The organism is Arthrobacter sp. 10N418 (assembly GCF_056394725.1).
In genome coordinates, this window is the sequence record NZ_JBFTIK010000003.1 from 270335 (window position 1) to 280471 (window position 10137).

A 10137-nucleotide genomic window follows, 5' to 3' on the forward strand; every position below is an offset into this window, starting at 1 on the left:
ATAATGAAGCCATCAGCAACGAATCGCGAACACTACCGGACCGCATGCGGGTTCAGTCCTGAAGAGGGGGACAGCCCGACGTGGAACCAAACACAGCGGAAATCATGGCCGGATACAGCCGCGCCCGCCACGCCCTCGACGGCTGGCTCGACAGCGCAACCGCCGCGGACCTTCGGCGCGGCAGTAGCGGAACCCGGTGGACCAACGAAGAACTGCTATTCCACATGGTTTTCGGATACATGATCGTCCGCGCCCTGCTTCCGATGGTCCACGTCCTCGTCAGGCTCCCCGAACCAGTCGGCAAAGCGTTCGCCGCCGTCCTGAATGCCGGAACACGCCCGTTTGACGTCGTGAATTACTGGGGTTCCCGGGCCGCTGCCCTCGTCTACAACAGGCACCGAATGCTCCGGAAACTCGATACCACCATCACCGCCATCACGCGCAGACTGGACCGTGAGAGCCCGACCTCGCTATCAGGATCGATGCCCTTCCCGGACCGGTGGGACCCATTTTTCGCCCCGGCCATGACACTCAACGACGTCTACGCTTACCCCACGCTTCACTTCGACTTTCACGCCCGCCAGCTATCTCTGAGCCATCCACTCGGCTAGGTGCGCCAAGCGAAAAGGTGGGCGTCCCTCGCGGACGTGGTCGGCGCGGTTTCTTACCGGCGATCCAGGCGGATGGTCTCCGTGAGCTGCCCGGTCTCATCCGGGGTCCCGGGTGCGCTGGTAAACAGGGACATTGTTTCGGAGGCGGAGCCCCGCCTGAAGTGGCCACTCCCGGCACGGACCGTCAAGATCACACTTTCGGTCTCCCCCGTGCATGACCGTTGCCCGGACCCGGCACCTCCAAAGACAGCAGGCCCGTGGCGGCTGGCTTGTGTCAGGAAGATCCCGACGCCGGCGATCCGGCCTTCCTCGCATCGGTAGCTGACGCGCACCTGAACCTCTGCGCCGTGGCTGAGCAGTCTGCCGCTTCCGGTCCGCAGTACATCTCCGCCATCGGCGTTTGCCGGCGCTGCAATCGCGAGCAGGGCAAAAGAGCCGGCCACAGCGGCCCCGGTGAATGCCCTGAGCCGGCGCCGGACGCCGTCGTCGTTAGCGGCCGGACGCGCGGGTTCCGCCGCTGCGTGCCGGCACCGCGCCGTCATCTGCGCTCCCAGGTGCTGGTTCATGAATGCCCTTTTCTTCCGGGGCCAGCACGGCCCCAGCATGAATGTCGTTCTTATTCAGTCCGGGCGGGCCTGCAGAGTTGAAACCCCGGTGAGCGGGATCGGGGCGGCGCGTATTGCTCCCGCCGCCCCGACCAGGCCTGTTCTCCGGGTCCTCAGCAGGGCCCGGTCACCAGGTGATCGTGCGGTGGTGGCGCCTGTTGTTGTCGTGCCGCTGCCCGTTGTGGTCAAAGAACCCGTCTTTGTCGTGCCGGCAGCCGTCATGGCCCGTCCACGAGCCGTTGTGGTCGTTGTCGTCACGCCATTTGCCGTCGTCGTCACGCCAACCCCAGCCGTCGGAGTTGCTGTGCCACCGGTCCTCGCCGTCAAACCAGCCGCGCTGGGTATCGTGCCGGGTGTTGTCCTGCATCTGGTGCCTGTTCTGGAACGAGGACTGGTTCCAGGAGTTGGCGGTGGCACTGACAGCGGCGCTGGCGGGCAGGGCACTGGCACCCAAACCCAAAGCAGCCGTCACGGCAGTTGTTCCGATGATGCGAATAGTCTTTTTCATGAACTTTATCCTTTGGAGAAGTCCATATCCCCGGTCCCCGAGCCGTCGCCGGGCAGGCATGCTGCCCACGGGGCCACGATCCCGGATTGCTGACGCGATCCCCGGGAAGACACCGGGAGATATGTATGTGATAGCCATGGGTGGCGTCGCGCCGGGATCCTGGCCGGCGGCCGTGGTCCGGATCTATAGGACCGTTGTCGCTCCGGAGGTTGTTGCCCTGAGCACCTTTCCAGTTCACGCCCGCGGCGGACTCCCGGATAGGGACTAAAGACCCTGATGGTTTTTGGCAACTCCGGAAATCGGATACCGCAAAATGTTCCGAGCCGGCCAGGCAGGTACCCTGCAGGCACTTCTCGTCGCACGTGGACGGGCTCAATTGTCGCGCTCGATTCGAACCCGCTTCTGATGTGTCTTCACAGTTGGGTGAGCGACAACTTCATCGACGTCCAGTACGACGTGCTGCTCGAGGGCGTCGGGCTGCTCCGCGGCGAACTCGGTTCACTGCCCACCGGAGACCTCGACGACGACGTCGGACGTGCGATCCCCCACGCACGTACCCTCCTGGGCCCCGACTCCCCAAGCGAGTAGGCCTGAAACGGGCGCCTGAAGTGTTCCGGCGTCACAACTGCTCGCGACAACCTGGCTCCCCACGGACAGGGCTTAGGAGGGATCGTCGCCACCATGCGACCCGGCGTCTGCGACCGGACTAAAGTCCCTGATCTGACGGCCAGCGGCCGGCGTAGGCTGAGCCTATGAAGCGTGTCGTCGTCGACCATTTCGGCGGTCCAGAGGTGCTGCTGGTGGTGGAGGCCGACGATCCCCGACCGGGTCCGGGCGAGGTCCGTGTCAGAGTTCTGGCTTCCGGCGTGTCATTTACCGATTCCCTGCTGCGCGCCGGCACATATTTCGGCGTGCCGAAGCCGCCGTTCACGCCCGGCTACGAGCTCGTGGGTGTCGTCGACGAACTGGGCGAGGGCTGCTCGAGGCTGCGGGAAGGGGACCGCGTCGGTGCGCTGACGGTATGGGGCGCGAACGCGGAGCTCGTCTGCGTGCCCGAGGCATACGCGGTCGAGGTGCCCGAAGACCTCGACCCGGCGGAGGTCGTGAGCCTCGTCTTCCCCTTCATGACCGCCTACCAGCTGCTTCACCGTGTGGCTATGGCTAAGCGCGGGGAGACTTTGCTCGTGCACGGTGCAGCCGGCAGGGTAGGCACCGCGGTCCTCGAGCTCGGTGCGCTGGCAGGTCTTCGCCTCTACGGCACCGCTTCAGCTGGTGACCGCGCCGCGGTCGAGCGCCTCGGCGCGGTCGCGATCGACTACCGCAACGAAGATTTCGTCGTGCGGGTGCGCGAACTGACCGGCAACGGCGTCGATGTTGCACTGGACGGGCTCGGCGGCGCACTGTCGCTTCACTCCTTCCGCGCGCTGCGGCCCGGCGGACGGCTCGTCGTGTTCGGCCATTACTCCACACTCAAGCTCGGGCGCAAGAGCTGGCGGGGGTGGGCCGAGTGGTACGCGGCCACGATCAGCGTCGCGCTCTGGGGTCTGCTCTCACCCCGGCGGCGGGTGCTCGCCTACCGGAACCAGAAACTGCGCATCCGCCACCAGGACTGGTTCCGGGAGGACTTCCACACTCTGCTCGAACTGCTCCGTCGCGGCGAGATCCACCCGGTCGTGGCTGCGCGCCTGCCGCTGTCCGACGCTCGTCGCGCTCACGAGATGCTTGAGTCCTCGGCTGCGGCGGGAAAAATCGTGCTCGTGCCATAAGCCGGGAAAGGGCTGCCTCCTCGTCGGCGACGCCCCCGTTGGCCGAGTACAGCTAGTGCCCGGCGCCGGCCGCACATCTCCCGGCCCGCTCCGCAGAGCGGGCCGCACCCGGCTGCCTTGCCCCGGGTGGAAGGCCCGCGATTGAAGCGGCGAGCCGGGCATGGTCCGCCAGGTCCACAGGTCGGTGAATAACCTCTGTGCTCGCCGGAAAGGTGCCGACGTGGTTCTGTCCTTTCCAGTTCACCGACGGGCGATTCGGGCACGGAGAGCTACCGCTGCGCAGCACACTGGCGGCCTGCTGGTGGGCCGGGGCGTCGCCGGCCTCCTTCAGATTGGGCTGGCCCTCACCGGTGTTAATCAGGTTCCGCAGGCTGCAGCCAAGGTAGCCGCCCCACGCGTTGGAGCACACCTCATAACACTCGTACTGCGGCGCCAGGCCTACGTGCGCGAAGCGGACCTCGGCCCGGCCGGTTCGGAGATCTCGACGACGACTTGGGTGTCCTGCCATTCGGTCTGGTCTTGGATGAAGTTGAAGTAGTTGTCCAGACCTGGTCGGTGACGCCTGGACTTCTTGCGACCACCAGCCGCCGACGATTGTGATGGCCTCAAAGACTGCCCGGGGAGTCCGCTCCACGGTAAAGGCGGTGGTGAAGTCCGACATTTTCGATACCTCACTATTTTCGTGTGAGCGCCCGCATTTGGGCGGAATCCCTCAGCTCCGCCACGGATGCGGCGAGATCTCGTTCGCGGGGCCTCATCCTTCGCGGCCGTGCTGGATTGCTTCTGCGATTCCCTTGATGCGCTGCAGTCTGGCGTCCCAGGTCGAGCCGACCGAGGACAGTTGTGCCACGGCGCGGGCCAGCTGACCCTGGCTCACCACGTAGATGCGCTCCCTCCCCGAAGGCCTGACATGGACCATTCCCACCCGGTGGAGCACGCCAAGGTGTTTGGCGACCGCCTGCCGTGAGACCGGCAGTTGCCTGCTCAGCGTGGTTGCTGTGCCGCCGCCGTCGTCGAGCAGCAGGTCGAGCATCCGCCGCCGGGTCGAATCGCCCACCGCCGACCAGAGGTCGTCGTCGACGGCGACGCTCATGCCGCCGATACCAGCCGGGCGACGTAGGTGACGAGCCTGGGCAGGAAGAAGTCCCAGCCGCGGACGTGGTCGCGGTAACTCTGCTCGAGCACGGCTGCCTCCCAACCCTTTTCACGGAATCCCGTCTCGGTGAAACGCAGCAGCGTGCCCCTGTCCGATGGGATCAGGTCGAAGGTCACCAGGAGCGAGTTGGACGACGTCGCGGTCTCACCATCGTCGTACACCCACCGGAAGGAAAACCGCCGGGACGGTTCGGCCTCCACCACCGTGAGCGTGACGCTCTTTGCCTGCGGCGACGACCTGTCGCCAAACGAGATGACCCCGGTGGCGCCGGGTACCGGTTCGAGCTCCGCCCTATCCGGCCACCACTCCCGCAGGTGCTCCGGCTTGCTGATGACCTCGTACACCACCTCCGGTGTCGCTTCGATCTCGATCTCCCGCTCGATGCTGCCGTGTTCCATCCGACTCCCCTGTCTGCGCAACCTTTGGTTGCACATCAATGTAGGGCATGCCGCAGGCATGCGCAACCATTGGTTGCAGGTTGGGCAGATAGAAGACCCGGTTGGGTTCGCCGGGCATCCGGGACGGTTACATATGCCGCCGCCTACAAGGTCTGGTCCAACAGTGGTGGATGCGGCGAGATGCAAGCAGGCGCACTCCAGGGCACGCTCGGACTTGAAATCCTGATCACAAGCATGCTTAGGATAGGGGTATGGCCGTATCAATCGGCTGCCAACCAGAGGAGGAAACACCATGGGACTAGGCGACAAGATTGAGAACGCTGCCGAAAAGGCGGGCGGTAAGGGCAAGGAAGCTGCCGGGAACGCCACGGGCGACGACAGCCTGAAGGCTGAAGGACAGGCTGACCAAGCCAAAGGTGATTTGAAGCAGGCCGGCGAGAAGGTCAAGGACGCCTTCAAGAAGGACTGACCTGATCGCAGGCGAAGGGCGCATTTCTGTCAAAGAGGTGCGCCCTTCGTTTTGTCCGCCCCCTCCCGCTGTACTGCGAGTCTGAGGATGGCAAGGACCAGGAATTTTGAGCCATGGCGTCACCCGCAATCGCCGTACGGCAACGAGCGCTGGACAATCATGACCAAGACACCCAAAAATCGCATTTTGCCGACTATGTCTGGCCTCGGTTCAGTACGCGCCCAGGCCGGCATGCGCCGTTGCTTTGCCTAGACTCGGTGGATGTCTGAAACTGCAAACCTGAAGGATCGTTCCGAACACCGCTGGCCGGCAGTAATCGGGTTGCTCATTGCGCTTGGTCTCTATGCCGCCCTTCCCAGCGCTTTCCTACCGCTCATCCGCTACACAGTCGTGGGAATCGGGCTCGTGATGCTGATCCCCCTGCTGATTCTTAATCCCCGCCGCCTGCACAAAGAGACCCGCTGGTCAAAACGATTGGCCACGGGTCAGGCACTCCTCCTCGTCGCTGCAAATGGCGTCGCCTTGGTGCAACTCATCATTTTGCTGACCGCCTCCGGCAGCGGCGACGGGCGCACGCTCCTTCTGGCAGCACTGCAGATCTGGGTGACAAACGTCATCGCCTTTGCCCTGGTCTTCTGGGAACTGGACCGCGGCGGACCGGTGGCACGTCGGAATTCCCACCGCGACAACCTTCCCGCTGCTGACTTCCGGTTTCCCCAGGACGAAGACCACGACGCTGTCACGGAAGTTGCTACGCGATCCTCCGTCAAGAGTGGCTGGGTGGCCTCCTTCGTCGACTACACCTATTTCTCGCTGTCCAACTCCATGGCCTTCAGCCCCACCGACACCATGCCCTTGTCGCCACGAGCCAAAATGATGATGGGGCTCGAAGCCGCCGGCGGATTCGTTCTCCTGGCCCTCGTGATCGCCCACGCCGTCTCCTTGCTGGTCTGAGCCCCGGCCCGCGGACGGTCGGGGGAAGCGATGGGGCCTCGATTCTGTCGTAGCGGCGGCCGCAAGGGGCCCACCGAGCTTCGCGCTGCGGGACCGGGCGCGAAGGACATCCGCGCCTGGGCTGCTGCGCCGGGACTGACGAGTCTGCCAGGGTGGTGGCATTCCGATGGGCCTGTCCTGCGGCCTGGCTCCTGGATTCGCGCGGAGGCTTCTTCGTATCCACGACGGAACCCGCGCTGCCCAGCGGGAAACCTGATGCGGTTCCGACGGGTTGCAGATGGAGCTGCAGCTACAGCATCACTACTTCACGCGCTGGATGGTCACTTTAACGAGGGAACTCATCGGGACCCGCCCCGTTGACCGCCTCAAAACCAGCCAGGGTCCATCAGAGTATGCCCGAGTTACTTTTTGCCGGACTTGAGGTCCGTCACTACCTTTGCAATTCGGCGGGCGCGGGTATCTGGCGTTTTGGCATCTGCGACCGGCTCCACGTAACGCCGCTGGCTGCTGTAGTTCAGCGTCGCATAGAACGCCTTCGCCTCGGGGTCCGCCTCCAGGACGACCCCCAGGTCTTCGGGCACGTCAATGATTCGCGGCCGCATGTCCAGTTCGACGTCCACCTCCACGATGTCCCCGGCTGAGGCTCCCGTCAGTTCACGGTTGACAGCGCTGACCCCAACCATATTCTGGCCGCCCATCACCGCGATGCTGCTGCGGCAGCTCTTGCCGTTGATGGTCACGACCACCGGCGGTCGCCTGCCAGCCCCGACTGCGTCGACGGCGTCCTCGGGGACCGTGATCCCTGCTTTATTGCCGCTGCCCTGGATTGTCGTAGTGAATTTCATGCTCACAGTATGACTCCCGAGGGTCCCCGATCGGGCGGCTTAAGCCGGCCCAGATGGTCGAGCCTGGGAGGTGCGTTGCTCGCCGGCCGGGTTGGTTTCCTGGCCGCCGTAGGGATGTCTCATGGGTGCCCGGTCCGTCTGCGCAGGCGGATCGTAACCAGCGCGAGCCATATCCAGGCAAGTATGACTGCCCCGGTGAAGCCAAGAACAACGAGGGCATCGGTTGATCCGGTGGCTATGCCAGCAAATGCGATGAGGAACAGCGCGCCGGTGATGATTGAAAACGTGCCGAAGCCTCTTGCCCCAGCGGCGAAGAACCGGCGGGAGAGTACGAGGCATCCGGCGATTAGTGCGATGAAGCCGATGCCGCCGGTGACGAAGTGGAGGAACCCGTGGAGCGAACCGGGTGTGGTGTGGCCGGGAGCCGTTCCGGGCGGGAATCCGTTCATGGGGTCGGCGACGAAGATTCCTGCTCCAATCAGGCCCAGGCCGTAGACCCCGAGGAGTGCCGGTCCCCAGGTGCCGCCTTTTCCGCCGCGGAGGACGCGGCGGATTCCCAGTGCACTGAGAAAGGTCAGGAGTCCGGTGAGGATGAGGTTGCTGATCTGGATCCAGCCGAGGTCTCCGTTGGCAAGCACGCTCAAATCGTTGTGCGCGGCGTCGTATCCGGCTCTGGTGAATGCCTGCGTGAATCCAACGATGAGGTAGAGGGGTCCGGCGACAATTCCGCAGGCCAGCAGGAAACGGGTGCGTTCATCAGTGGCGGAAGGGACTGAGTCTGTTGTGGAGCCGCTGGCGGGCGTCGTTCTTGTTGTCATGGCTGTTCTCCTGACGCGAGGTGACTGGAGTGGGGCGGAACCCTCCGGTTCCGGTGTCAAACGGTGAAGAACTCGACGAGTTGGGGTGCGACGGCCTTTTCGGAAACCTGGTGGGTTTGGCCGGCGAGAACACGATGCTCGGCGCCCGGGATGCTCCCCGCGACCTCCGATTGCGCGGCCGCCATCACGGCGGCAGCCTTCCCTCCGACCATGACCCTGGTGGGTACTGAGATGGCGGTGAGCCGATCGAGGGGGGCAATGAAATTGTTCAGTACTTTCGTCTCATACGGCAGCGTGTTGGCCGCCGCCGTTTGGTGTTTCCATACGCCGGGAATGAAGCGCAGCAAGAGGGGCACGAAGGCAGGGAGGTTGATCATCTCTACCAGGAAGTAGGAAACCATCGCGCCCCGCCTGTTTTCGGCGAGCAGCTCCTCGAGGCGCGCACCGTGGTCCTCCGGAACCCCGTTTGCCGAGCCGACACCGGTGTAGGGCGCTTCGAAAATCGCCAGCTTACGGATCCCGATGCCGGCCGCGGCAGCTTCGAGCGCAAGTGCGGCACCGGAGGAAATGCCGTAGACGTACGGGGTATCTCCGGCCGCTGTCAGGACCGCGGCGAGGTCCTCGATTTCCCGCTGCACTGCATAGGGTTTCGTGTCCCCGCTGTCGCCGCGGCCGCGGCGGTCGTAAAAGTACACGGTAAATGATGACGACAGTTCCCCGGCTAGCTTGCGCGAAGGGCCGAAGGCGCGGCCGCAGAAAGCTCCGTCGACGAGAACGACGCTCGGTCCGGATCCGGTTCTTTCATACGAAATCGGGGTTCCATCCGCGGAGATCACCTCTCCTACGGAGGTGTCGATGGTGTGCGGTTTCATGCCGGGTGCCTTTCGATTAGAAGGTCGAGCTTGTTGAAGGAGAGCTCCCAGCCGGTGATCGTCATGTCCCGGATCTCCTCGGTGAACGGGCCCTGGTGGAGGGTGACGCGGGTGAGGTCACCATGGTCATGGAAATTAAGGCGCAGCAGGACTCCTTGGGCGGGGCCGGCGGCAGTGTCCGCGTCCATCCGAATTTCAAGAAATTCGGGCGCGACGAACGACGAGATCCGTCCGAGAATGGGATTCAGGGCACCGGAAGTGGAGTCGACCATGGATAGCTCCCATCGGCCCCCGGCCCGGAGTTCGACTGTGACACTGTCAATCGGCACGGTTACGCCTGCCGGGCCAAACCAGGTGGCCAGCAGGTGCGGTTCGGTCCAGAAGCGCCACACCACCTCCCGTGGGGCCTTGAATACCCGCGTGACGAAGACGTTCAGGTCAGCTATGTCGGGTCTGGTGGCCTCAGGCATCGACGTTTCCGTCCGGGTGTTCTGCGGATCGTTGAAACATGGCGAGGGCGTCGTCGAGGCGGTCGAAAGATTCGTTCCAGTACCTTCGGTACTTTTCCATGTACTCCGTCGCCGCCTTCAATTGCTCGGTTTCCAGATGGCTAAGCCGCGCTGTCGACACTCGCTTGCGGGAGATCAGGCCGGCGCCCTCCAGGACTTTCAAGTGTTTGGACACGGCCGGCTGGCTGATAGCGAACGGACCGGCCAGGTCGGCAACACTGGCATCGCCCACGGTCAACCGCTGAAGAATCGCCCGTCGCGTCGGGTCCGCCAGTGCGCCGAAGACGGCGCTGAGATTATCGGTTTCCACTTTCATAACCAATCTGTTTTGAAATCAACTGGTTTCATAATACGCAAACAGGAGTTTTCGTCAAGCAAATCCCAAGCCTTGACAACCATCGGGTATTGAACGAACATGACCGAAAGACCCCGCGTCGCCCTGTTAGCATGGCCCGGTACTTCCATGACCGCCCCCACAACCCTGGAGAATCCATCATGACGACCCGCCTCAATCCATATCTGAGCTTCCGCAACAACGCCCGTGAAGCCATGGAGTTTTACAAGAGCGTCTTCGGCGGCGAGCTGGTGACCAACACCTTTGCCGACTTCCACGCGAGCCAGGAACC

At 63.8% G+C, this 10137-nt stretch carries 14 protein-coding genes and 1 pseudogene; 6 read left to right on the forward strand and 9 right to left on the reverse strand.

The window, feature by feature from the left end; genetic code table 11:
• Positions 1-80: 80 nt before the first annotated feature.
• Positions 81-611 carry a DinB family protein gene (locus AC1DCZ_RS04030; RefSeq protein WP_476973464.1) on the forward strand — a complete coding sequence of 177 codons (531 nt, stop codon included), beginning with the start codon at positions 81-83 and terminating at the stop codon, positions 609-611.
• Positions 612-664: 53 nt separating this feature from the next.
• Here the strand turns inward: AC1DCZ_RS04030 and AC1DCZ_RS04035 are convergent, their stop codons facing one another.
• Positions 665-1177, reverse strand: coding sequence for a hypothetical protein (locus tag AC1DCZ_RS04035; protein WP_476973465.1), 513 nt, complete (start codon positions 1175-1177; stop codon positions 665-667).
• A 166-nt stretch (positions 1178-1343) separates the two neighbouring features.
• Complete coding sequence (locus AC1DCZ_RS04040; RefSeq protein ID WP_476973466.1) at positions 1344-1724, reverse strand: hypothetical protein; 381 nt, start codon at positions 1722-1724, stop codon at positions 1344-1346.
• A gap of 423 nt (positions 1725-2147) precedes the next feature.
• Between AC1DCZ_RS04040 and AC1DCZ_RS04045 the strand changes: the two genes are divergently transcribed.
• The gene (locus AC1DCZ_RS04045; protein WP_476973467.1) at positions 2148-2312 is read left to right on the forward strand and encodes a hypothetical protein; all 165 of its coding nucleotides are present in this window, start codon (positions 2148-2150) and stop codon (positions 2310-2312) included.
• Positions 2313-2476: 164 nt separating this feature from the next.
• A complete protein-coding gene (locus AC1DCZ_RS04050) occupies positions 2477-3490 on the forward strand; it encodes a medium chain dehydrogenase/reductase family protein (protein WP_476973468.1) in 1014 nt (337 codons plus the stop codon).
• 754 nt (positions 3491-4244) lie between these two features.
• Here AC1DCZ_RS04050 and AC1DCZ_RS04055 read toward each other — a convergent pair.
• Positions 4245-4583, reverse strand: coding sequence for an ArsR/SmtB family transcription factor (locus AC1DCZ_RS04055; RefSeq protein ID WP_476973469.1), 339 nt, complete (start codon positions 4581-4583; stop codon positions 4245-4247).
• The gene (locus AC1DCZ_RS04060) at positions 4580-5044 is read right to left on the reverse strand and encodes an SRPBCC family protein (protein ID WP_476973470.1); all 465 of its coding nucleotides are present in this window, start codon (positions 5042-5044) and stop codon (positions 4580-4582) included. The genes AC1DCZ_RS04055 and AC1DCZ_RS04060 overlap by 4 nt, the downstream gene beginning before the upstream one ends.
• Positions 5045-5336: 292 nt before the next feature.
• On the opposite strand from AC1DCZ_RS04060, the gene AC1DCZ_RS04065 reads away from it, so the two are divergent.
• Positions 5337-5513, forward strand: coding sequence for a CsbD family protein (locus tag AC1DCZ_RS04065; protein ID WP_476896956.1), 177 nt, complete (start codon positions 5337-5339; stop codon positions 5511-5513).
• 261 nt (positions 5514-5774) lie between these two features.
• Positions 5775-6467 carry a hypothetical protein gene (locus AC1DCZ_RS04070; RefSeq protein WP_476973471.1) on the forward strand — a complete coding sequence of 231 codons (693 nt, stop codon included), beginning with the start codon at positions 5775-5777 and terminating at the stop codon, positions 6465-6467.
• Positions 6468-6868: 401 nt separating this feature from the next.
• Here the strand turns inward: AC1DCZ_RS04070 and AC1DCZ_RS04075 are convergent, their stop codons facing one another.
• The 5 genes from AC1DCZ_RS04075 to AC1DCZ_RS04095 form a co-directional block, all read right to left on the reverse strand.
• Entirely contained in the window at positions 6869-7312 is a 444-nt protein-coding gene (locus AC1DCZ_RS04075; RefSeq protein ID WP_476973472.1) for a YdeI/OmpD-associated family protein, read from the reverse strand.
• Between the two features lie 119 nt (positions 7313-7431).
• Positions 7432-8130 (reverse strand): DUF998 domain-containing protein, encoded by a 699-nt coding sequence (locus AC1DCZ_RS04080; protein WP_476973473.1) that lies wholly within the window; start codon positions 8128-8130, stop codon positions 7432-7434.
• 56 nt (positions 8131-8186) lie between these two features.
• Entirely contained in the window at positions 8187-9002 is an 816-nt protein-coding gene (locus AC1DCZ_RS04085; protein WP_476973474.1) for an alpha/beta fold hydrolase, read from the reverse strand.
• A complete protein-coding gene (locus AC1DCZ_RS04090) occupies positions 8999-9472 on the reverse strand; it encodes an SRPBCC family protein (protein ID WP_476973475.1) in 474 nt (157 codons plus the stop codon). Before AC1DCZ_RS04090 ends, AC1DCZ_RS04085 begins: the two co-directional genes overlap by 4 nt.
• Positions 9465-9827 carry an ArsR/SmtB family transcription factor gene (locus AC1DCZ_RS04095; RefSeq protein WP_476973476.1) on the reverse strand — a complete coding sequence of 121 codons (363 nt, stop codon included), beginning with the start codon at positions 9825-9827 and terminating at the stop codon, positions 9465-9467. The genes AC1DCZ_RS04090 and AC1DCZ_RS04095 overlap by 8 nt, the downstream gene beginning before the upstream one ends.
• A 179-nt stretch (positions 9828-10006) precedes the next feature.
• Between AC1DCZ_RS04095 and AC1DCZ_RS04100 the strand changes: the two are divergent.
• A pseudogene (locus AC1DCZ_RS04100) lies at positions 10007-10137 on the forward strand (VOC family protein); the annotation flags it as partial.

Bases quoted from the DNA above. Each gene is read 5' to 3' on its own strand.
- AC1DCZ_RS04035 (WP_476973465.1), bottom strand. From the start codon at position 1,177: ATGAACCAGCACCTGGGAGCGCAGATGACGGCGCGGTGCCGGCACGCA.
- AC1DCZ_RS04040 (WP_476973466.1), bottom strand. From the start codon at position 1,724: ATGAAAAAGACTATTCGCATCATCGGAACAACTGCCGTGACGGCTGCT.
- AC1DCZ_RS04050 (WP_476973468.1), top strand. From the start codon at position 2,477: ATGAAGCGTGTCGTCGTCGACCATTTCGGCGGTCCAGAGGTGCTGCTG.
- AC1DCZ_RS04055 (WP_476973469.1), bottom strand. From the start codon at position 4,583: ATGAGCGTCGCCGTCGACGACGACCTCTGGTCGGCGGTGGGCGATTCG.
- AC1DCZ_RS04060 (WP_476973470.1), bottom strand. From the start codon at position 5,044: ATGGAACACGGCAGCATCGAGCGGGAGATCGAGATCGAAGCGACACCG.
- AC1DCZ_RS04065 (WP_476896956.1), top strand. From the start codon at position 5,337: ATGGGACTAGGCGACAAGATTGAGAACGCTGCCGAAAAGGCGGGCGGT.
- AC1DCZ_RS04070 (WP_476973471.1), top strand. From the start codon at position 5,775: ATGTCTGAAACTGCAAACCTGAAGGATCGTTCCGAACACCGCTGGCCG.
- AC1DCZ_RS04075 (WP_476973472.1), bottom strand. From the start codon at position 7,312: ATGAAATTCACTACGACAATCCAGGGCAGCGGCAATAAAGCAGGGATC.
- AC1DCZ_RS04080 (WP_476973473.1), bottom strand. From the start codon at position 8,130: ATGACAACAAGAACGACGCCCGCCAGCGGCTCCACAACAGACTCAGTC.
- AC1DCZ_RS04085 (WP_476973474.1), bottom strand. From the start codon at position 9,002: ATGAAACCGCACACCATCGACACCTCCGTAGGAGAGGTGATCTCCGCG.
- AC1DCZ_RS04090 (WP_476973475.1), bottom strand. From the start codon at position 9,472: ATGCCTGAGGCCACCAGACCCGACATAGCTGACCTGAACGTCTTCGTC.
- AC1DCZ_RS04095 (WP_476973476.1), bottom strand. From the start codon at position 9,827: ATGAAAGTGGAAACCGATAATCTCAGCGCCGTCTTCGGCGCACTGGCG.